Origin of the sequence: Candidatus Contubernalis alkalaceticus, assembly GCF_022558445.1 — a bacterium.
Classification (GTDB): domain Bacteria; phylum Bacillota; class Dethiobacteria; order SKNC01; family SKNC01; genus Contubernalis; species Contubernalis alkaliaceticus.
The window spans coordinates 2,191,661-2,213,745 of the sequence record NZ_CP054699.1 but is presented as its reverse complement, the minus strand read 5'-3'; the positions used below and the strand labels follow the sequence as shown (position 1 = coordinate 2,213,745).

23 protein-coding genes are annotated in these 22,085 nt (G+C 42.3%); 19 read left to right on the top strand and 4 right to left on the bottom strand.

The genetic code is table 11. From position 1 onward, the window contains the following. Positions 1-61: 61 nt before the first annotated feature. The gene (gene aroF / locus HUE98_RS11105) at positions 62-907 is read left to right on the top strand and encodes a 3-deoxy-7-phosphoheptulonate synthase (protein ID WP_241420717.1); all 846 of its coding nucleotides are present in this window, start codon (positions 62-64) and stop codon (positions 905-907) included. Positions 908-1,023: 116 nt separating this feature from the next. Here the strand turns inward: aroF and HUE98_RS11100 are convergent, their stop codons facing one another. Further along, complete coding sequence (locus HUE98_RS11100) at positions 1,024-1,548, bottom strand: immunoglobulin-like domain-containing protein (RefSeq protein WP_241420716.1); 525 nt, start codon at positions 1,546-1,548, stop codon at positions 1,024-1,026. 257 nt (positions 1,549-1,805) lie between these two features. Here HUE98_RS11100 and HUE98_RS11095 point away from each other — a divergent pair, with 257 nt between their 5' ends. From HUE98_RS11095 to HUE98_RS11015, 17 genes are all read left to right on the top strand, one after another. Further along, a complete protein-coding gene (locus HUE98_RS11095) occupies positions 1,806-2,000 on the top strand; it encodes a DUF1858 domain-containing protein (protein WP_241420715.1) in 195 nt (64 codons plus the stop codon). A gap of 166 nt (positions 2,001-2,166) precedes the next feature. Next, positions 2,167-2,529, top strand: a complete 363-nt coding sequence (locus tag HUE98_RS11090; protein WP_241420714.1) for a P-II family nitrogen regulator — start codon at positions 2,167-2,169, stop codon at positions 2,527-2,529. A gap of 72 nt (positions 2,530-2,601) precedes the next feature. Beyond that, positions 2,602-3,810, top strand: a complete 1,209-nt coding sequence (locus HUE98_RS11085) for a cation:proton antiporter (RefSeq protein WP_241420713.1) — start codon at positions 2,602-2,604, stop codon at positions 3,808-3,810. 140 nt (positions 3,811-3,950) lie between these two features. After that, on the top strand, positions 3,951-4,109 hold the full coding sequence (gene scfA, locus HUE98_RS11080; protein WP_241420712.1) for a six-cysteine ranthipeptide SCIFF: 159 nt from the start codon (positions 3,951-3,953) through the stop codon (positions 4,107-4,109). Positions 4,110-4,145: 36 nt separating this feature from the next. After that, a complete protein-coding gene (scfB, locus tag HUE98_RS11075) occupies positions 4,146-5,522 on the top strand; it encodes a thioether cross-link-forming SCIFF peptide maturase (RefSeq protein WP_318036493.1) in 1,377 nt (458 codons plus the stop codon). A 218-nt stretch (positions 5,523-5,740) separates the two neighbouring features. Next, positions 5,741-7,072, top strand: a complete 1,332-nt coding sequence (locus HUE98_RS11070) for a replication-associated recombination protein A (protein ID WP_241420711.1) — start codon at positions 5,741-5,743, stop codon at positions 7,070-7,072. Positions 7,073-7,075: 3 nt separating this feature from the next. After that, positions 7,076-7,684, top strand: a complete 609-nt coding sequence (locus tag HUE98_RS11065; protein WP_241420710.1) for an IMPACT family protein — start codon at positions 7,076-7,078, stop codon at positions 7,682-7,684. Between the two features lie 32 nt (positions 7,685-7,716). Then, entirely contained in the window at positions 7,717-8,814 is a 1,098-nt protein-coding gene (gene mnmA, locus HUE98_RS11060; RefSeq protein ID WP_241420709.1) for a tRNA 2-thiouridine(34) synthase MnmA, read from the top strand. 256 nt (positions 8,815-9,070) lie between these two features. Further along, a complete protein-coding gene (locus HUE98_RS11055) occupies positions 9,071-9,271 on the top strand; it encodes a hypothetical protein (RefSeq protein ID WP_241420708.1) in 201 nt (66 codons plus the stop codon). 77 nt (positions 9,272-9,348) lie between these two features. After that, positions 9,349-10,416 carry an AI-2E family transporter gene (locus tag HUE98_RS11050; protein WP_241420707.1) on the top strand — a complete coding sequence of 356 codons (1,068 nt, stop codon included), beginning with the start codon at positions 9,349-9,351 and terminating at the stop codon, positions 10,414-10,416. A gap of 100 nt (positions 10,417-10,516) precedes the next feature. Continuing rightward, the gene (gene alaS / locus HUE98_RS11045; protein WP_241420706.1) at positions 10,517-13,141 is read left to right on the top strand and encodes an alanine--tRNA ligase; all 2,625 of its coding nucleotides are present in this window, start codon (positions 10,517-10,519) and stop codon (positions 13,139-13,141) included. A gap of 92 nt (positions 13,142-13,233) precedes the next feature. Continuing rightward, positions 13,234-13,494, top strand: a complete 261-nt coding sequence (locus HUE98_RS11040) for an IreB family regulatory phosphoprotein (RefSeq protein ID WP_241420705.1) — start codon at positions 13,234-13,236, stop codon at positions 13,492-13,494. Between the two features lie 13 nt (positions 13,495-13,507). Next, entirely contained in the window at positions 13,508-14,455 is a 948-nt protein-coding gene (locus HUE98_RS11035) for an aldo/keto reductase (protein ID WP_241420704.1), read from the top strand. A gap of 14 nt (positions 14,456-14,469) precedes the next feature. Beyond that, positions 14,470-14,883, top strand: coding sequence for a Holliday junction resolvase RuvX (gene ruvX / locus HUE98_RS11030; protein WP_241420703.1), 414 nt, complete (start codon positions 14,470-14,472; stop codon positions 14,881-14,883). Positions 14,884-15,028: 145 nt separating this feature from the next. Then, complete coding sequence (locus HUE98_RS11025; protein ID WP_241420702.1) at positions 15,029-15,340, top strand: DUF1292 domain-containing protein; 312 nt, start codon at positions 15,029-15,031, stop codon at positions 15,338-15,340. Positions 15,341-15,425: 85 nt separating this feature from the next. Beyond that, a complete protein-coding gene (gene mltG / locus HUE98_RS11020) occupies positions 15,426-16,469 on the top strand; it encodes an endolytic transglycosylase MltG (RefSeq protein WP_241420701.1) in 1,044 nt (347 codons plus the stop codon). Positions 16,470-16,541: 72 nt separating this feature from the next. Beyond that, positions 16,542-17,762 (top strand): peptidase U32 family protein, encoded by a 1,221-nt coding sequence (locus HUE98_RS11015; protein WP_241420700.1) that lies wholly within the window; start codon positions 16,542-16,544, stop codon positions 17,760-17,762. Between the two features lie 158 nt (positions 17,763-17,920). Here the strand turns inward: HUE98_RS11015 and HUE98_RS11010 are convergent, their stop codons facing one another. The 3 genes from HUE98_RS11010 to HUE98_RS11000 are packed head-to-tail and all read right to left on the bottom strand — an operon-like array spanning position 17,921 to position 20,186. Next, a complete protein-coding gene (locus HUE98_RS11010) occupies positions 17,921-18,259 on the bottom strand; it encodes an STAS domain-containing protein (RefSeq protein ID WP_241420699.1) in 339 nt (112 codons plus the stop codon). Positions 18,260-18,315: 56 nt separating this feature from the next. Beyond that, complete coding sequence (locus tag HUE98_RS11005; RefSeq protein WP_241420698.1) at positions 18,316-18,741, bottom strand: ATP-binding protein; 426 nt, start codon at positions 18,739-18,741, stop codon at positions 18,316-18,318. A gap of 41 nt (positions 18,742-18,782) precedes the next feature. Continuing rightward, entirely contained in the window at positions 18,783-20,186 is a 1,404-nt protein-coding gene (locus HUE98_RS11000; RefSeq protein WP_241420697.1) for a PP2C family protein-serine/threonine phosphatase, read from the bottom strand. A 239-nt stretch (positions 20,187-20,425) separates the two neighbouring features. Between HUE98_RS11000 and HUE98_RS10995 the strand changes: the two genes are divergently transcribed. Beyond that, complete coding sequence (locus HUE98_RS10995; RefSeq protein ID WP_241420696.1) at positions 20,426-22,060, top strand: peptidoglycan D,D-transpeptidase FtsI family protein; 1,635 nt, start codon at positions 20,426-20,428, stop codon at positions 22,058-22,060. Positions 22,061-22,085 lie beyond the last annotated feature (25 nt).

Genomic DNA, 22,085 nt, shown 5'->3' with positions numbered 1-22,085 from the left:
CACAAGGGGACGGTTCTGTTGTGTCCTTGGCAGGTTTGTCCATAGAGGGAGGTTTAAATATATGGAAGCTATTTGTTTAAAAAGCCTGGGGATAAAGAACGACCTGAGATTGGCCGCAAGGAATTTTAACCCTGGGGGTACCATTATCCCCCTGGGAGGGGTGGAGATCGGGGGGAAGGAAAAGGTGATTATTGCCGGCCCCTGCGCCGTGGAATCCAGAGAACAGCTTTTGGAGACGGCTGGTGAGGTAAAGAAGGCCGGAGCTAAAATCTTAAGAGGCGGGGCTTTTAAGCCCCGATCCTCACCTTATAGTTTTCAAGGCCTGGGGATAGATGGACTGAAAATTCTTCAGGAGACAGGAAGTGAAACTGGACTTTTAACGGTAACGGAGGTAATTGATACCCGGGATGTGGAACTGGTGAGCCGCTATGTGGATATCCTGCAGCTGGGCTCCCGGAGCATGCAGAATTTTCAGCTGCTGCTGGAGGTGGGGAAGCTGGATAAGCCTGTTCTTTTGAAAAGGGGTATCTCCTCCACCATTGAAGAATGGCTTCTGGCCGCGGAATATATTATGAGTGCCGGAAACCATAAAGTTATTCTATGTGAAAGGGGCATTAGAACCTTTGAGCCCCTGACCCGGAACACCCTGGATTTAAACGCCATTCCCCTGATTAAAAAGCTCAGCCATCTGCCGGTCTTTGTAGATCCCAGCCACGGTACCGGAATCCGGGATTTGGTTCCGTCTATGGGTAAAGCAGCCCTGGTAGCCGGTGCCGACGGCCTTATGGTAGAGGTACACGGAGAACCCTCCTGTGCCCTATCCGACGGCCACCAGTCCCTTCTACCCGAAGAGTTTGCAGAGTTTATGGAACAGCTGGAGCGGTTTCAAGATATTTTTATGATGTAGGGACCGAGAAGGGGCGGACAGGTTCCTTGTCCCATTTTCTTTCCCTTATCCCTGTCTGTCCCCGATATGCTGTCAACTGGGACAAGGAATCTGTCCACTCATCTCTCCCATTCCCTTTAAATTGAAAACTCTGCAGTCAAATAGTAAGTATCATAATCCCCTGAACTTTTAAAATCCATTATATTTTTTACTATGCGGTATTCACCTGTGTCCAGGCTTCCATAGAGCCAGTCCCAATCTACTGCCCATTCCCCATTGTCTTCAGACCGCAGATCATAGCCAATATCATTAAATCCATAATCGCCTTCTATAGCGACGGGAACCTGGTACCATCTTTCATTTATTTTCTTTTCCAACCAAAAGTAATCGCCATAGATGCACTGACTGTTAGAGTTATTCTTAAATGTTACTGTCAATCCGGTAGAGGACGCTGTTCCTTTCTTTATAGTCATAGTAACGCCGTCAAAGTTTTTTACAGTTTCATATGGTGTAGGTTCCCATTCAGTCGTATCAGCAGATTGGCTGGAAGTATTTTCTGTTATGTTGTTTTCTGTTTCTACGTTATTTTCATAATTATCGCATCCTGCCAAGAGAGCCAAACCAATAATTATAAAAGCCAATAGACATAGATATTTTTTCATATAGAATCACCTCCTTTACTTATAGACGTCAAAATACATATAAAAGTTTGCCAAATTATATAAATAAGCAGAAAAAAGAGGACATCGTGTTAATTATAAATTAAGGCTATGTGGGATGCATTATGGGAATACAAAAGAAAAGAATGAGATTAATTTTAAAAATTAGGGTAAGCTTAAATCGTCTAAGGGGTATACCTTGACTATTATATGTAAAAAAGTTAGAATAGAGGAAATAATCTTAGGGGGTTTAATTACATATGGCTATTACCAAGGATATGACTATTGCTGAAGTTTTACAGGCAAATCCAAACACTGCCAAAGTTTTGTTTGAGATGGGAATGCAGTGTCTGGGGTGTCCCACTGCAGCAGGGGAATCTGTAGCAGAAGCGGCACGAGCCCACGGTGTTGACCCTGATGAACTGGTCAAGAAGTTGAATGCTGCAACAGCATAAAAACCGCATACTGCGGTTTTTATTTTTTTGCCATTAAAAATACAAAGTAGTATAATAAGATGAGTAATATTTTTAAAAAAGAGGTATTCAGTGGCATTTTAATAATGTGAACATGTAATTAACATGTTTTACACAGAAAATAATTAAACGTGAGGTGAGTATAAGAGTGAAATTACTGGTTTTAGTATTGAATAAAACTGATGAGTTAAATGAATTATTGGAGGGTTTTATAGATATTGGCATTCGGGGCGCAACAGTTATTGACTCTACAGGAATGGGCAGGATACTTTCCAATCACGTGCCTTTGTTCGGGGGACTTAGTCATCTCTTCAGTGGAGAGAGGCCTGCCAACAAGGTTATTTTTTCTATTATACATGAATGTCATCTTCAAGAAGCTATCAACTTGGTCAAAAGGGTTGTAGGAGAATTCAAGGAACCGGGCACCGGTATCATTTTTACTCTAGATGTGGATAACGTTTTTGGATTGGCTGATAATATTAAGGACTGTACTCAAAGCCCTATTGAATGAAAAATTATCATGTTTTATTAGTAGATTTAAAAATTCGGTTTTTAAATAATTCGTCGTAGAAGGTGAATTAGGGTGTATGATGAAATGGAGGTACTTCTGTGGGCAGGATTAGTTATTATAATTGGTTATATGGGTGGTCAAATAGCCAAAAGAATTAAAATGCCCGCAGTAGCTGGATATTGTATTGCTGGTTTTTTAGTAGGTCCTTCTGTTTTTCATATTGTTTCAGATAGTTTAAGTACAAGCTTTGATCCGATAAAAACATTAGGGCTGGGGCTTATTGCACTGATTATCGGGGGAGAGCTTAAATACTCAAAAATTAAAAAGATCGGCAAAAGCATTGTAGTGATTACTCTGTTTCAGGTTGTATTAACCTTTTTGGTGGTCATGGCGGGAATGAGGTTGTTTATGGGTCAATCTCTGGTGTCTTCATTGCTGCTGGCTTCTTTAGCTACTGCTACAGCCCCGGCTGCAACCGTTGCTGTAATCAGGGAGTACAAGGCTAAAGGGCCGGTGACCAGCACTTTAATGGGAGTTATTGCTTTAGACGATGCTTTATGTATTATCATTGTAGGAATATCCGTAGCCCTGGTTAAAATTTTTATGTTAGATCAAGGTATATTAGATTTAGCGGCTATGATGATACCTTTGAGAGAGATTTTTCTATCCATTCTGTTGGGCAGTATTATAGGGTTAATAATGTCATTTTTATTAAATAAAATACGGGATGGAAATGAGGTTCTGGTTTTACTGTTGGCAGCAGTTCTTTTTAACAGTGGAGCGGCTCATTTGTTGGAGATATCTCCGCTTTTGACCAATATGCTCTGTGGTTTTACAGCGGTAAACTTAATAGATAGGCCCTTTCTTAATCAACTGGAAAGTATTGAGGCACCGATATTTATTGTTTTCTTTACTCTGGCGGGGGCCAGCCTGCATCTGGATTATCTTTTGTCAAATTGGCTGGCGGCAACCGTATATATTATTACTAGGGCAGGGGGGAAGATATTGGGCTGTTACTGGGGGGGTAGAGTCACCTCTGCTGGGGAAAATGTCGAGAAATATTTAGGCCTGGCCATGCTTCCCAAAGCCGGGGTTAGTATTGGATTAATACTTTTTTTGCAGGGTCGATTTCCGGGAATGGAACTGATAGCAGCTATTACGGCGGTTGAACTGGCGGCGGTTACATTTTATGAGGTAACCGGACCTCTATTAACCAAGTATGCTCTGTTGAAATCCGGTGAGATTAGGGGGGCAGAGAGAACGGAGACAGTTAATATATAGCATATTTACCTGGTAAAACAGGGTAATAAAACCCGTAGGAGATGCTTGCGGTGAGTTTTTATCACTGCTATAATGATACATATATTAAATAAGTTTTAAAAAGGAATATAAGAAATTTTATTTTAAGGGGGAAATATATAATGAAGCATGTAAAAACCATAAATTTATCGGATTTGAAATCATCTTTTAAGGAAGGCGGATGTGGGGAATGCCAGACCTCCTGTCAGTCGGCCTGTAAGACTTCCTGCACTGTTGGGAATCAAGCCTGCCAGAGGGAAAATAAAGACAAAGAAAAGTAGTCGCTGACTACTTTTTTCTTATTAGGGGGATTACACTTGGTTAATGGAATGATACATAAATACTGTTATGATGATTTGAAAATTGTTCTGGATGTCAACAGTGGAGCTGTTCATTTGGTGGATCCGTCGGGGTGGGAAATTATCAGCCTTTTGGAGCAGGGTTTTGATTTGGACCAGATTGCCGCTCAATTGGAGGGGAAATACCATCACCAGGTGATTGCCGAAACCCTGGAGGAGATAGGAAAACTTATTGAGAACGGACTGCTTTTCTCACCGGATTTTTTGGAGGGCTATAAAAGGCCTTCGGAGTATATTATAAAAGCCATGTGTTTTCATATGGCCCACGATTGCAACATGGAATGCAGTTACTGTTTTGCCGGGAAGGGTTCCTTTGGGGGAAAGAAAAGCCTGATGTCCCGGGAGGTGGCTTTCCGGGGAGTAGATTTTATAATTAAAAATTCCGGTTCTCGTAAAAATTGTGAGGTTGACTTTTTTGGCGGAGAACCCCTTTTAAATTTTCAAGTTATTAAAGATACTGTGGATTACGCCCGGAAAAAGGGAAGGGAGTCGGGAAAAGAGTTTAAGTTTACATTGACCACCAACGGCCTTTTGCTGAACCAGGAGGTTCAAGATTATGTAATTGGGCAGGGATTCAGTGTGGTTTTGAGTTTGGACGGTAGGAAAGAAGTAAATGACCGGGTTAGGGTTCTCAAAAAAAACGGTTCCAGCAGTTACGACCGGTTGGTGCCCAAATACCTAAAATTTGTGGAGGAGAGAAATCACCAGGAGTATTATCTTCGGGGGACTTTTACGGCTTATAATCAGGATTTCAGTGAAGATTTAAAGCATTTGGCAAGCCTTGGGTTTAAAGAAATATCTTTGGAACCGGTGGTGGCCCCGGCGGCGGCTCCATATGCTCTGAAGGAGGAGCACCTGCCCCAGCTATACTGTCAGTATGAGCAGATTTCCCGTTTTTATTTGGAATCTCATGGGACTGAAAGCTCTTTTTCTTTTTTCCATTTTAACCTGGACCTCAGCCGCGGGCCCTGTATTAAAAAGAGATTGGCCGGCTGCGGAGCGGGCACGGAGTATTTGGCCCTGTCCCCGGAGGGCCACATTTACCCCTGCCATCAGTTTGTGGGGGAAAAGGAGTTTTTGATGGGGGATGTGACCCGAAGTATGGAATTTGACAGGATAATATATGAAGGTTTTTTAAAGGTTAACGTCAACAGCAAGGAGGAATGTGGTTCCTGCTGGGCTAAATTTTACTGCGGGGGCGGCTGTCATGCTAATGCTCACCATTTCAATGGAGACGTTTACAAGCCTTATGCCCTGGGTTGCAAGTTGGAAAAGAAAAGGTTGGAATGTGCTTTGGCGGTACAGGCAGAAATATTTCTTGCTCAAAATTCTTGATAGTTAAGTTTGAAGTTTGCAGAGGATAAAATTTCAAACAAACACTTGTTCCGAGTACCGAAAAATGGTATAATATGTTTAATTACTCAGTTATTAAAAAAGTAAGACCAGGGGATGGTCAGATCGCTGTCTTTAACAAAGCGCGGATTGAAGGGAAGGCCAAGGAACTGTCCACTGGTTTCCAGGGTACCAGACCCTGGTGAAGGCGGGTGTATTTTATGGATATTATTCAGTACAGTTGGGAACAGGAGCTGGCTCAAAAGTCTCCCCTGGCTTTAAAGATGAGGCCGGAGAATCTGGATGATTTTTTTGGTCAGGAGGATATTTTAGGGGAAGGAAAGTTATTGCGGCGCCTTATCCAGGCGGACCGTTTTTCTTCCGCGGTTTTCTACGGACCCCCGGGCACGGGGAAAACCACTGCTGCCCGTATTATCGCCCAAACCTCCAAAGCCCGTTTCTTTCAGCTAAATGCGGTAATGTCCGGGGTAAAGGATATAAAAGAGGTTATTAAAAAGGCCAAAGAACTGTTAGGGATGGAAGGGCAGAGAACCATCCTGTTCATCGATGAAATTCACCGTTTTAATAAAGCACAGCAGGATGCCCTGCTGCCTTCGGTGGAGGAGGGGACGGTTATCCTCATCGGAGCTACTACGGAAAACCCATATTTCACGGTGATTTCTCCCCTGCTCTCCCGTTCAACGGTATTTCCCTTTAAGCCTTTGGAAAATCAAGATATCGAAAAAATACTGGAAAGGGCCCTGAAGGATAAAAACAGGGGAATGGCCTCTTATAATCCTCATTTGGAACCGGAGGCTTTGAAGCATATAGTAGAAAGATCCAACGGGGATGCCCGAGTAGCCTTGAACGCCTTGGAGCTGGCGGTTTTGACCACGGAACCTGGGAAGGATGGTATCCGTCTCATTACTTTGAGTGCTGCAGAGGAGTCTATTCAGGGAAAGGCGGTCAGGTACGACCGCCAGGGAGATAACCACTTTGATGTTATTTCGGCTTTCATTAAATCCATACGGGGTTCTGACCCCGATGCAGCCCTATACTGGTTGGCTTTTATGATAAATGCTGGAGAGGATCCTAATTTTATCGCCCGCCGCCTGGTAATCAGCGCCTCTGAGGATGTAGGAAACGCGGATCCAAGAGCTCTTTCTGTAGCCGTGTCGGCAGCCCAGGCGCTTCAGATGATTGGTATGCCCGAGGGCAGGATTATATTGGCTCAAGCGGCCACCTACCTGGCATCAGCCCCCAAGAGCAATGCTTCTTACCTGGGAATTAATCAGGCCTTGGAGGAGGTTAAGGTAAAAAGCAGCGGGGGAGTCCCTCCTTATCTGAAGGATGCCAGCTATCCGGGAGCCCGGAAAATGGGTCACGGAAAGGGGTATAAGTATCCCCATGACTATGCCGGAAACTTTGTGCTGCAGCATTATCTTCCCCAAGGGATTAGGGAAAAAATTTACTACCGGCCTTCAGAGAACGGAGAAGAGAAGATGATTAAGTGGCGTTTGGAAAAGCTTTGGCCCAAAAGGAAAGGTAGATAAGCTGTGGACTATTATCTCACCATAAAAAAAGAAGCCCGAATTAAAATAGCTGTGGGGGCCTGTCGATTTATTGCCTCTGTAGGTTTCTGCGGTAGTGAAAAGCAGGCCAGGGATTTTATTCAACGGGTGAAGGAAGAGTTTTCCAATGCCACCCATAACGCCTTTGCCTATAGGATTGGAACCGGGGAGGATACAATAGTGCGTACCTCTGATGCCGATGAACCGGTGGGGACGGCAGGGCCGCCTATTTTATCCTCCATAGATAAGGTGGGGCTGACCAACGTGGTGGTGGTAGGCACTCGATATTTCGGCGGCGTAAAGCTGGGGATAGGGGGACTTATTAGAGCCTACCGTGCCTGTAGTGAAGCGGGATTAAAAGAGGCCGGGGTGGAAAAAAAGGTTATCACCCGAAACTATACCATAATTATACCCTATGACTATATTGGACAGGTCATAAATGAGATATCTGGTTTTCAAGGGGAAGTAACGGCGGTGCGTTACGATACATTGGTTGAAATTGACAATGTGATGCCTCCAAAGAATTATGAAAGTTTTACAAATAAATTGAATGATATTACCCGGGGTCAGGCAAAAATAAGGCTTAAAGGGTAAGTAAAATTATAATTAGAAGAGCAGGTGACCATATGATTGGAAAAGGTAGCGTAGCGGTGGCCATGAGCGGAGGGGTGGATAGTTCGGTAACGGCGGCAGTTTTAAAAGAAGCCGGTTATCCCATATTTGGTGTTACTATGACTATTTGTCCTTCCGCAGGATACCACGACCAAGAAGGAAATACCGCCGCCGGTAAAATTAATAATGCAGTGGAGGATGCCCGAAAGGTTTGTCAGCAGCTGGGCATTGCTCATCATGTCCTGGACCTGTCCGGAGATTTTAGAGAAAGGGTGGTTGATTACTTTTTGAAAGAATATGAGCGGGGGAGGACACCTAACCCCTGTGTAGTTTGTAATCTTCATATTAAATTTGACCGCTTAATGAAAGAAGCTTTTTCTTTGGGAGCAGATTACCTGGCCACCGGACACTATGCCCGCATTATTTACAATGACCAACGGCAAAAATATTTTCTGCAGAAAGCCCGGGATCCCGGCAAGGACCAGACTTATTTTTTATTCAGCCTTACCCAAGATAAGCTCAAGAAAATTCTTTTCCCTCTGGGCGGTTACCTTAAAGAGGAGGTCCGGGAAAAGGCCCGAAGTTTGAATCTGGAGGTTATGGAAAAGCCGGAGAGTCAGGAGATATGTTTTATAGAAGATAATGACTATAAAGGTTTTATAAAAAGAGAAGGAAAGGTTACCTTCAGTCCTGGCCCTTTTCTACTTACTTCAGGGGAAAGAATAGGAACCCATCAGGGACTTCCTTTTTACACCGTGGGGCAGCGGAAAGGATTGGGCCTGGCGGTAGGATATCCTATTTATGTGGTAGATATAGATTATTCCACAAATGCCGTAGTGGTGGGAAAAAGAGAAGAGCTCTTTGCAGCCGATCTCTATGCCGGGGAAGTAAGTTGTGTTTCCGGTGAACCTTTGGAGCAGCAGGACCTTACGGTAAAAATTCGTTATCGGTCTCCGGAGGTGGAGGCACAATTAACTCCATTGGCCCCCGGTAGGGTGATAATCAGTTTTAAAGAACCTCAAAGGGCAGTTACTCCAGGACAGGCGGTAGTTTTTTACCGGGGAGAACAGGTCCTGGGAGGGGGAATTATTGAAGAGAGGCTGGCTTTTTAGAGGAAGTAGTGCCTTTGAGAAATTTTAAGCGGATTGCTAATACCATTAAATTAAGTATTTTAATGTATTTTTTTGCTTATTCCGGGTAAAATAACGGTTAGCAGGTTTAATTGCAATTATTGTAAAAAAAATATACTGCTGATGTATCCATAACTTACAAGAAGACAATGATGCCTTTAAAACGGAAGCGAAGATTGCAAATCAGACAGTAGAACCGTCATTTGTCTTACTTAAAAACAGAATAGGAGTGGGTAATATGTACTGCCCCCTTTGCGGGAGTGTTGATACCGGAAAGGTTGCGACGGACCAGTATTACTGCTGGCACTGTCTTATCGAGTTCAACGTTAATAAAAAAAAGGAGATAAACATCTACTACGTAGAAGACGATGGCTCTTTGGTGGATATGGGAATTAACCCCCAGGAAAAAATCTACTTTCAACCTGAAAAAGCAACATAAGTTGCTTACTTTTTTTTTGAATCAGTTATTTGTAGATTTTACCCCGTATACATATATATTTAAGGGGAGGGGTTTTGATGGATAGGCGAAAGATAAAAGATATTTTTTGTTATGGAATGACGCTGGCTGGTGTGTTCCTTATTTTTATTTTTGCCTTGTTAATTTTATATGGCCTTTATTCCTTAAGGAACACTCTTATTTCAGTTTTATTCCCTTTTTTGGCCTCTTTTATTATAGCCTATCTTTTAAATCCTTTATTAGAGTTTGTCTGTCAGAAAAATATATCCCGTTCTGTAGGGATTTTTATCATATATCTTGCTTTTTTTCTAACTTTGGTTTTACTCTCTATTAATGTTATTCCCTCTCTTATGGGTGAGATGCAGAAACTGTTGGTGAAGGTACCAATGTATTCTTCACAAATTCAACAGTTTATCGTAGAAATGCAGCAGGATTATCACCGTTTTAATTTGCCGGACAGTATCAGAAGTGTTATTGATACCAATATTGATCAGTTTCAAGGCCTGATTCTTGACCTGCTGGAGGGTTTCACGGAAACGGTGATTAACCTGTTCAGCCATATTATTTTACTGGTTTTAATTCCCCTGCTGGTTTTTTATATTTTGAAGGATTTAGAAAATATTAAGAGGTTTATTTACAAAATGATTCCCCACAAATATCGGGGCAGGGTAAGGGCAGCAGCAGAGGACATTGATAAAACCCTGGGGGCTTATGTGCGGGGACAAATTTTTATCAGTATTTTTGTGGCCGGTATGGTTTACGTGGGTTTGTTGGTTTTGGGGGTGGAGTTTGCCCTTCTTTTGGCTATTATTAATGGTGTAACCAATGTTATTCCGTATTTTGGACCTATTATTGGGGCTGTACCGGCTTTTTTCATAGCTCTATTGGAGTCCCCCTTATTGGCTTTGAAAGTAATCCTGATGATTACTATTGTGCAGCAGGTAGAAAGCCATGTGTTGACCCCCACCGTTTTTGGAAAAAACTTAGGTCTTCATCCGGTGATTGTAATTCTGTCTCTTTTAGCGGGAGGAAGTTTTTTTGGGTTGTTGGGTTTAATATTTGCTGTTCCAGTGGTGGCAGTTATTAAAGTGTTGTTCAAACATCTCAGGAAAAATAAATTTATTTAGAAAAAAGTTACAGCTTCTACGAAATATCTGCTTTTGTTGACACAGTGAAGCACTCTTATATATAATTGTCATGTAACCAATTAAGGAGGGATCTGACATTATGAAAACCAAAGAAATACGGGAGAAATTTTTAAATTTCTTTAAAAATAAAGACCATCTGGTACTTCCCAGCTATTCATTAATCCCCCAGGATGACCCCACCCTGTTGTTAATCGGAGCTGGGATGGCGCCTTTGAAACCCTATTTTACAGGTGAAAAAAAGCCCCCTCATCCCCGGGTAACCACCTGTCAAAAATGTGTAAGGACACCGGATATTGAAAGGGTAGGTAAAACTGCCAGGCATGCTACTTTTTTTGAAATGTTAGGAAATTTTTCTTTTGGGGATTATTTTAAAGAGGAGGCCATTCAATGGGCCTGGGAGCTGGTTACCGAGGTGTATCATCTTCCGGAAAAGAAGCTTTATGTGAGCGTTTACCAGGAGGATGATGAGGCCTATGATATTTGGCATAAAATCATGGGTCTTCCGGAAAGCAAAATCTTTCGCCTGGGTAAAGAGGATAATTTTTGGGAAATTGGTCAGGGCCCTTGCGGACCCTGCTCAGAAATATATTATGATCTGGGTTTTGAGTTTGGCTGTGGTCGGCCGGACTGTCAGGTAGGCTGTGATTGTGACCGTTTTGTAGAAATATGGAACCTGGTTTTTACTCAGTTTAATTGTGATTCCGGTGGCAGCTACCTGCCTCTAAGTCAAAAGAATATCGACACCGGCGCTGGGCTGGAAAGGATGGCCATGGCTCTGCAGAATGTGCCTACCTTTTACGAAATTGACATTATTAAGCCCATTTTAGACTATTTTGTCCGTCTCACCGGAGTTCGTTACGGTGAAAACTCAAGGGAGGATATATCCCTGCGCATACTTACCGAACATCTCCGCAGTCTGACCTTTATGGTGGTGGATGGTATCCAGCCTTCCAATGAGGGAAGGGGTTATGTCTTGCGAAGGATGATTAGAAGGGCCGTAAGACACGGCCGCCTTCTGGGTCTAGAAGACCTGTTTTTGTTTGAGGCGGTGCCAATGATTTGTGAAGTTATGGGAGATGTTTATCAGGAACTGAAGGAAAGAGAGGACTATATTGTTAAAGTGGTACAGCTGGAGGAGGAACGTTTTCGGGAAACTCTGGAACAGGGATTGACTATGCTCAGCACTTACCTGATAGACCTGCAGAGGGATGGGGAGAAAGAGCTGCCCGGAGATGTGGCCTTTAAGCTGTATGACACCTTCGGTTTTCCATTGGATTTAACCCGGGAAATTCTGGAGGAGAAAGGGCTGGGGGTAGACGAAAAGGGCTTTAAGGTTCAGCTGGAGCTGCAGCGGGAACGGGCCCGTTCGGCCCGAGAAAAGATGGACGCTGGAGAAGCTAAGGCCAATCTTGAACCCTTTAAAGACCAGAGGGTAGAATTTATAGGTTTTGATACCCTGGAGACAAAATCTCGAATTGCAGCCATATATAATGGGGATGTAATTGTGGACAAGGCAGAAGAGGGTCAAGAGGTAACTCTGATTTTGGATAAGACTCCCTTTTACGCGGAGAGTGGTGGACAGGTAGGAGACCAGGGAACTATCACTACGGAAAGTGCATTGGTAGAAATTCAGGATACCAAACTGGGTACTTATGACCTGTTTTTGCATAGGGCACGAGTAATTCGGGGAGAAATATATACAGGGGAGAAAGTGAAAGCATTGGTGGACTCCAACAAAAGGGGTTTAATCTGTAGAAACCATACAGTGACCCACCTGCTGCACCGGGCTTTAAAGGAAGTGTTGGGGGAACATGTAAACCAGGCGGGTTCACTGGTGGCGCCCCAAAGACTTCGTTTTGACTTTACCCACTTTGCATCTCTTTCCCAGGATGAGGTGAAAAAGATTGAGGAAATTGTAAATAAACATATTTGGAAAAACCTTAAAGTAGATACCCAGGAGACCACCCTCCAGGCAGCTAGGGAAAGTGGGGCCATGGCTCTATTTGAAGGAAAATATGAAGATAAAGTCCGCATGGTAAGTATTGATAATTACAGCCTGGAGTTATGCGGTGGCACCCATGTAAAACATACAGGTGATATTGGCCTATTTAAGATATTGTCTGAAAGTGGAATTGGCACGGGTTTGAGAAGAATAGAAGCTCTTTCCGGGCCAGGGGCCTACCATTACCTATCAGAAAAAGAAGAAATTTTAACCCGAGGATCGGTGGCACTAAAAACAAAAGAGGAAAATTTTTTACCAAGACTGGAGACATTAATTCAATCCTATAATGAAATGGTAAAGGAGAACCAGAACCTTCGCAGTAAGCTGGCTTCCCAGAAAGTGGATGAACTGTTGGACAAAGCAGTACAGGTAAAAGGGGTTCCGGTGCTGGCTGCACAGGTGAATGTGACGGAAATGGAGCAGCTGCGCAGTATGGCCGATCAGCTTAAGGATAAGATGGGTTCCGGTGTGGTGGTTCTGGGTTCTGTCAAAGGAGAGAAAGTCCTCTTGGTGGCAGCGGTGACGGCAGATCTGGTGAAAAAGGGATTGCATGCAGGAAAAATTGTAGGGGAAGCCGCCAAACAAACCGGCGGTGGTGGCGGCGGAAGGCCGGATATGGCTCAGGCGGGGGGAAAAGAAAAAGATAAGCTTCCCTCGGCCTTAAAGCAAGCAGCAGTAATGGTTGAAAAACTGATGGTTTAATTTCTTGATTTTTTTAGAGGATTATATTTCCTCTTGGCGAATATGTATGTTAATTCTACAAACCTAATCCTTTCTTGTGAAGGGGGGACAGCATGAAAAATTCTTTTGAGCATACCATGAAATTTAATGTAAAAGCAGACGAAGAAATAATCCAAGTTAATGATGTTATGAAGCAGGTATACGAATCTTTAAAAGAGAAAGGGTATAATCCCATAAATCAAATCGTGGGCTACCTGCTCTCGGGCGATCCTGCTTATATTACCAGTTTTAACAATGCCCGAAGCCTTATTCGAAAAATTGAACGGGATGAACTCTTAGAAGAACTGGTGAAAAGTTACCTGGAAGGATTATAAAAGGAGTATTTGTGTGAATTATTGTGACCTGGGTAAAACAGGAATAACCGTATCGAGGCTCTGTTTTGGAACTCTAACCATCGGCCCTCTTCAGGCCCGATTGAGTATAGAGAAAGGGGCCTCTCTTCTTGTTGATGCCTTTGAAAACGGCATTAACTTTTTTGATACGGCGGAAATATATAAAAACTATGATTATCTCTGTTCTGCTTTTAAAAACATGAATCCAAAACCGGTGGTGGCTACTAAGTCCTATGCTTATACAAAAGAAAACATGGAAAAAAGTCTATCAAAAGCGTTAAGGGAAATGGGTCTTGAGGCAGTAGACATTTTCCTTCTGCATGAGCAGGAGTCGGAGAATACCATAAAGGGTCATTTTGAAGCTCTGGAGTATTTGCTCAGAGCCAAAGAAAAGGGTTATGTCAGGGCTGTGGGAATTTCCTGTCATACTACTGCCGCTGTAGAGGCTGCTCTGAAATATCCGGAAATTGAAATTATCCATCCATTGGTCAATTTCAGGGGAATCGGTATCAGGGACGGTACTGTAGAACAAATGCTGAGTTTACTAAAAAAAGCTGCAGAGAAAAATATCGGGATATATGCCATGAAACCCCTAGGTGGGGGGCATCTAATTAAGCAGGCGGAAAAGGCCTTTAATTTTGTACTCTCCCACAGTTTTATTCATTCTGTAGCGGTGGGAATGCAATCTGGTGAGGAACTCCTGTTCAATCAGGCGGTTTTTTCAGATACTTTAGTGCCTGAGGATTTAAGAAACCAATTAATGGCTAAACCAAGGCGGATTGTGGTGGAATCATGGTGCAAGGGATGTGGAGAATGCATCAGTCATTGTCCTCAGGGGGCTTTGACTATAAAGGACAATAAAGCTCAGGTAAGAAAAAGTGACTGTATTTTCTGTGGTTACTGCGGAGTATATTGTGAGGATATCTGTATAAAAATTTATTAAGTAAGGGAGAAACCATGAGGATAATGGCACTGGATCTGGGGGAAAAGACCATTGGGGTAGCCCTTGGCGATCCAACAGGTTTAATAGCCCGGGGATTAGAGGTTATAAGACGCCGAACAATGGAGGAGGATTTAAAACGCCTGCTGGCCCTGGTGATTGAATATGAAGTGGAGAAGATTGTGATGGGACTCCCCTTGAATATGAATAATACTGAGGGTCCTGGAGCTCAGAAGGCCAGGGCATTTGGTGAAAAGCTTACCTCCCGGACAAGTATTCCCGTAGTATTTTGGGATGAACGGCTTACCACGGTGGCGGCAGAGAAGCTTTTACTGGAGGCAGACCTGAGTCGAGCCAAAAGAAAAAAAGTTATTGATAAGATGGCTGCGGTTTTTATCCTGCAAAATTTTCTGGATAAAGAAAGAATGTAAACTTTAGGATATTATTTATTCATTTGGATATAATTAGGATGATTAACAGCTATAAGTTTATAATTACTTTTCGTATAAAAATTTGCTGTTAAACCCGTAATGGTTAACTTTAGTATTAGACTAATAAAAGGGAGTTGATTTGAAAATGGAAGAAAGAAACGAAGTCCTTACTTTAGTAGACGAAGAGGGTAAAGAACATTTGTTTTCCATAGTTGACCTGATTGTGGTGGAAGAAAAGGAATATGCTATTCTTTTACCTTTTGAGAAAGTTGAAGAACCCGATGGAGGAGCTGCAGATGAGGCCGTTATTTTTAGAGTGCTTCAGGATGAACAGGGTCAGGTTCTAATGGTGGTTGAAGATGATCAGGAATGGGAAAATGTGGCCACTGCCTGGGAAGAACGGGGCAGTGATGAAGAGGAAGACATGGATGTGGAAGAAATGGATATTGAAGATTAATCCAATTAGTGGTACAATCTTTATAAGCAGCTCTGCTGTTTAAGGTCATTTCATCATAATTTTAGGGGATTTGAGGTGGATTCTATTGTCAAGAGCATATGCCGGCTGGCACAAGTTATTAATTGTATTCTGCCTGGGTCTCCTTATTTTTTTTGTGTCCTCTGATATGTTGATGCAGCAGGTTCTTCCGGTATCAGGGGCAGAAAGTAATTTGGTTTTAGTTGAAATTCCACAGGGAGCCTCATCAGGGAATATCGCCGAGACCTTAAAGCAAGCAGGGGTGGTTCGCAATAACCTGGCCTTTAGGGTTTATGCTAAGTTCAAGGGTTATGACGGCAGGCTTAAGGCCGGGGAGTATGAGTTTTATACCGCAATGAATATGGACGAAATTTTAGAGAAACTTTATCAGGGAGATGTGATTCAGAGTTATACCCGTATAACTCTTCCGGAAGGTTTTCGGGTAGAACAAGTTGCAGCCCGGTTAGAAGCTCAGGGAGTGGTGGAAGAGGAAGTTTTTTTGGAACTTCTATTGGAAAAACAATTTGATTATTGGTTTTTAAAGGATATTACACAGTCCACTTATCCTGTTGAGGGTTATCTTTTCCCCGATACCTATTACCTGGAAGATGATGACGCAGAAGAGGAAATTATTCATCGGATGCTGCGGCAGTTTGAAGGGGTTTTTAACGATACTTATCAACAGCGGGCAGAGGAATTGGGGATGACCGTTCATGAAGTGGTAACTTTGGCTTCCATCATTGAAAGAGAGGCCAGATTAAAGGAGGAAAGACCTATAATTTCCGGTGTTTTTCACAATCGGCTTCAAAGGAATATGCTTTTGCAGTCTTGTGCCACCGTTCAATATGCTCTGGGGGAGATAAAACCTAAACTTTCAACCAGAGACACGGAGATTGATTCGCCTTATAATACATATTTACATACCGGCCTTCCTCCCGGGCCTATCGCCAGTCCTGGCAGGGATGCTATTCATGCAGCTCTTTATCCGGAGGAAACCGATAATCTTTATTTTGTTTTAAGGGGAGATAATTCCGGTGGTCATTATTTCAGCAGAACTTTACAGGAGCATTTGGAAAACCAGCGTAAGGCCGTAAGGGAAAGAGACTCATGAGATACTATAGATTAGCTAAAGCTGGTAAGATTATCGAGATAAAATAAGCAGTAAATACAGGTGATTAATAATATGACACTGCCCGAACTACTGGCACCCGCCGGGGATTTGGAAAAATTAAAAATTGCTTTGCATTACGGGGCTGACGCTGTATATATTGGAGGGAAAGAGTTCAGCCTACGGTCGTTTGCAGGGAATTTCTCTTCCGAAGAGATGAAAGAGGGAATTGAATTTGCTCACCAAAAAGGGAAAAAGGTTTACGTTGCCTTAAATATACTTCCTCATAATGAACACCTTCCCAAAATAAATAAATACTTAAAAGAAATGAGCCCGCTGGGGCCCGACGGGTTCATTATTTCTGATCCGTCGGTGCTGGAAATTTGCAGACAGGTGGTTCCAGAAATTCCCCTTCATTTGAGTACTCAGGCTTCGGTTACCAACTGGCAGACCATAAAATTTTGGGAAAAGCAGGGTTTTTCCAGGGCAGTATTAGCCAGGGAAGTATCCTTAAGGGAGATTAAAGATATTCGTTCCCGGGTATCGCTGGGGATTGAATGTTTTGTGCATGGGGCCATGTGTATCAGTTATTCTGGTCGATGTCTGCTGAGTAAATATATGGTTCACAGGGATGCTAACCTGGGGGAGTGCGCTCACCCCTGCCGATGGCGTTATCACCTGGTGGAGGAAAAGCGTCCTGGTGAATTTCATCCGGTCTTTGAGGATGAATATGGGACCTATATTATGAATTCCAGGGACCTGTGTATGATTGAGCACATCCCTGCCCTGATAAATGCAGGGGTGGACTGCTTTAAAATTGAAGGAAGGATGAAAAGTGTACATTACGTCGCTACCGTAACTAAGGTTTATCGAAAAGCTCTGGAGGCGTACAAGTTAAATCCTAACGATTATAAACCGGGTGAAAAATTGCTGGCGGAACTGGAAAAAGTAAGCCATCGCCCTTATACTACCGGTTTTTATTTGGATAATCCAAAGGTTCAGGACCAGATATATGAAGAAAGCTCTTACCTTCAAGGATATGATTTTATCGGCATGGTAAAAGAATATGACCCGGGAAAAGGAATGGCCCTGGTAGAACAGAGAAACCACTTTGCTGTGGGAGAAACTGTAGAAGTACTAAGCCCTCACGGAGATCCTTTTTTAAAGAAAATTGAAGGGATTTATTCCCTGGAGGGCGAACCAATGAACAGAGCACCACACCCTCAGCAGCTTCTGTATTTGCCCTGTGCCGAAAAGCTAAAACCCTATGATATTTTAAGAAGGGCTAGATATTAAAGAGTTTAATAAGAAAAGCCTCACCCAGATTATGGGTGGGGCTTTTTATTGCTCAATTTGTAACGGTAATTATGAATGATGAAAAATGTATTTAAATAAAGTACAGTTTTATTACAGACAATCCGACATTATGGAATGAAGATATTGGAAAAATTTTATTATTGATTAAAGGACTTAACTGCATCATCTTGGTTGGAACAAATAGGGAAGATAGCAGTAAAACCAGCAATATCAAAGACTTCAATGACGTGCTCTTTAAGGCATGATAGTACTATTTTACCCCCCACAGCCTTTGTTTTCTTAGCAGCCATGAGGAGGATCCTTAGCCCGGCACTTGAGATATAGTCCAACTGGTTAAAATCAAAAATAAAGCAGGTTTCCCCTTTGTTTAGTATCTCCATGAACTTTTTCTCTAAAATTACTGAAGTGCTTGCATCCAACCTTCCCTCTAATGTCAGAATAATTAAAGCTCCATTTTTACTTTCATGAATTTTCATTGTTGTCCTCCTTTTAGTATAACAAGTGAATTTACTTTTGACTTATGATTTAAGACTCAAGAATCCAATATTTTTTTCAATACCAGTACATTTTTGTCCTGGAGTCTTTCATATTTAATTTTTTGAACCATATTTTTCACAAAATGAATTCCAAGACCTCCTATAGTTCTTTCTTCAAGAGGCAGATTCAGCTCCGGGTCAGGAACCTCCAGAGGATTAAAAGGAACACCAGAATCTTCTATCTTTATAGTAAGTTCCTTTCCAACCTTAGATATGTGGATGTTTATAAAGTGTTCATTATCATCTTCAAATCCATAAGATACAATATTAGTAAATATTTCGTCCAGGGCTAAGTTAATATCCATTATTGCTTTTAATGGAAGGTGATTAACCTCTCCAAATTTTTCCAGTAAATTTGCCAGTCTTTCAAGTTCGGAAAGATGGTTCCTAAGTTGAACATGCATTTCTTCTTTTAAAGACAAAATTAATTCCTCCCAATGATATCACTCCTAAATTTAAAGAGTTAGTTAGTTTTCATGTTCTCAGGTTTCTCGGGTTCATCGGCAGATTCAGTGGCCAAACACTCTGGATTCACATATTTAAGAGCCATAATGGTAATATCATCGGACTGTTCAGCCTTGCCGGCATAAGCCCGGACTTCATTATTTAATTCCATGGTCATTTTTTTAACAGAAGTTTCAATATTCTTTTTAATAACCGCCTCCATTCTATTATCTCCGAACTGTTCATTTGCTGAGTTCATGGCTTCATTTATCCCGTCGGTATACAAAAGGAGGGTATCTCCCTTTTGTAGGGTAAAATCATAAGAATTAAAGGGGAAATCTTCAAATACCCCCAGTGCAATGCCTTCTATTTTCGGCAGTTTTTCTAAGGTGCCGTCTTTTTTAAGGATATAGGGTAGATTATGTCCTGCATTACTGCATGTTACGCGGCCTGAGGGAATATGTAAAAATCCCAGAAACACTGTTACAAACATACCTGAGTCATTATCTATACATAACTCTTTATTGACGATGTTCAATATTTGTGCGGGTGTCTGTTCTTCGTGTGCCCTTGTTTTTAACAAGGTTTTAGTTACCGCCATAAACAAAGATGCCGGAACCCCTTTACCGGAAACATCCCCTATTAGAAAACAAAGGGTATTATCGTTTAATAGGAAATAATCATATAAATCCCCTCCCACTTCTTTGGCGGGTTCAAGTATCGCGTGGATATCAAACTCTGAACGGTTGGGGAAAGCCGGAAAAATCTTTGGTACGATGCTCAGTTGAATTTCCCGGGCAACCCGCAGTTCTCCTTCCATTAATCTTTTATCGGCTTCTGTTGCCCGCTCTTTAATCAGGTTTAAAACAATAAAAATGAATATGCCCATACCCAGTGAATTGGCAAGAAGCATGGGGAGAGATATCTGTTTCACCAGGTCCAGGGCTGCATTGTAAGGACGGACTAACAGCAGCACCAAGCCCATGTGAAAAATCTCCATCAAAGCTGCAAAAATCGAGGCTAAGGCCACCCCGGGCAGTTGACCCCGACGAAGTAAGAATATGACTCCACCGGCTAAACCGGCAATAATGGTGGAGATGGCACAGGGCAGGGCGGTAAGCCCGCCCAGAGAATAGCGGTGAGCTGCCCCTATTAATCCGGACCCCAAACCGATAACAGGGCCTCCCATGAGACCAGCTATCATCGGACCCAGGTCTCTTATATTAGCGATACCGCCTAATATTTCTGTTCCACTGAGAGTGCCGTAAATTGAAAACAAACCGAATATAACTATCAGATACAACTTATTTTTTAGGTCCAGGTTTCCATCTAATATGGAGATAAAAATACGGCTCCGGGTTAATACATAAGCTAGAACAATAATGACCGACATATTCTTGATTAAGGTTACAAGAAGTTCCAAAATGTTTTCTATATTATTCCCTACTTTCCATATATTTTATCAAAATAAACTTGTAAACTAATCCTTTCAACAAAAAATAAGGCAAATCCTGCTTTTCTTGTTGTCAAATTTTTTGCCAGAATCTTTATATGTCCAGAGAAAGCAAATTAGATTTTAGAAATTTTAATACCTAGAGGTATAAAGATGTATAAATCTCTCAGAACAGGTTGAAAATAACCTAAAAACGGGAGAATTATTTTATGGGCAGATTATATCGTCAAAAGAGAATTGCCCTTCTTTTATTGATGTTTCTGATAAGCTGTATGCTTTTAATTCTAAAACTTTTCAGCATACAAATATGGCAAGCCCAAAATCTCACCACAGAAGCCATAAGCCAGAGAATGGCGTCGTATCAATTGGATGACGGTAGGGGGAATATTTTGGATAGAGAAGGAGTTCCCCTGACGGGCCATACCCGGGAGATACTGATTGCCTTTCCCTTTTTAATTCAAGATACAAGTGAGGTCAAAGAGGCATTGGGCGGTATATTTAATAGTAGTGAATTAATTGAAATAGAAAATATTATTAAATCTACTTCGGATAAAAAGGCAGTTTGTGCTGCCCCCGGCAAAGGCATTCAATTAACCAGGGAGCAGGCAAGGAAAATTAAAGAATTAAATATTCCCGGGATTGTTTTAGCTCAGGAGAAGGAACGCTATGGTAAAGAGCCTCTGGCTGTTCATTTGATAGGCCAGCTGAGAAGTGAAGTAGGGGTAAGCGGAATAGAAGGAATTTTTGAAAATGAGCTGAAGGCCAGGAGCCCTGAAATGATAAGTGTGTTTTTGGATGGAAGGGACAGAATCTTACAGGGATTGGGTTACAGGTATATCCCTTCAGAAAAGAATCTAGCTCCCTTAGATGTGAAGCTGACCTTAGATTATTCAATCCAAAAATTAGTGGAAGAGAAAATGGACAAATATATCAATCGGGGAGCAGTTGTGGTAATGGACCCGAGGAATGGAGATATATTGGCCATGGCCAGCCGTCCTCAGCCGGACAGTAACATAGATGGAAGTTATTTGAATCATAACCTAGAGAATTATCATCCTGCTTCCGTTTTCAAATTAGTTGTTGCCGCGGCCGCCCTGGAAAAGGGATATTATCAAATTAATGATAAGTTTACCTGCGGCGGGCAGATTGAAGCCGGCGCCCATACTTTTAACTGTTTTCACGGACCCCATGGTGAGGTTAGCATGAGCCAAGCTTTGGCTCATTCCTGCAATTCAGCTTTTATAGAAATGGGTTTGGAGATAGGGGGAGACAGCATTATTGAATATGCCGTTAAAATGGGATTGGGGGAAAGGACGGGGTTGTATCCCTCACCCCATGAAAATTGGGAAAGCAATTATGGAAGTATGCCATCTTATGAAGAATTATTAAGTCCCGCAGGAATTGCTAATGCGGTATTAGGCCATTATCAAGTTAAAGCTACGCCCCTGCAGGTTGCGCAGTTATTAGCCATTATTGCCAATGACGGAAAATTAGTATCTCCCCGGGTAGTTATGGAGTTGACTACCTCCAAAGGGGTAACAGTGCAGAGATTTAATTGGGACAAGGGAAGGACTGTTTTACTTCCCTCTACGGTTAAACAAATAAAACTAATGATGGCTGGGGTGACCCGATTCGGAACCGGTCAGGCGGCTGCAGTAGAAGGATACGCTACTGCAGGCAAGACCGGGACGGTCCAGGCCGGGGGATCTTGGTTTGCCGGGTTTACACCGGTAGAGTTCCCCACGGCAGTAATAGTGGTTTTTATTGATGAGAGCAAGGGTCATGGTTACAATGCCGCCTATGTATACGGCAAAATTATGGGAGAAATATTAGGTAGGGGATAGGAAGAAAAAAGATGGAATGTCGTTT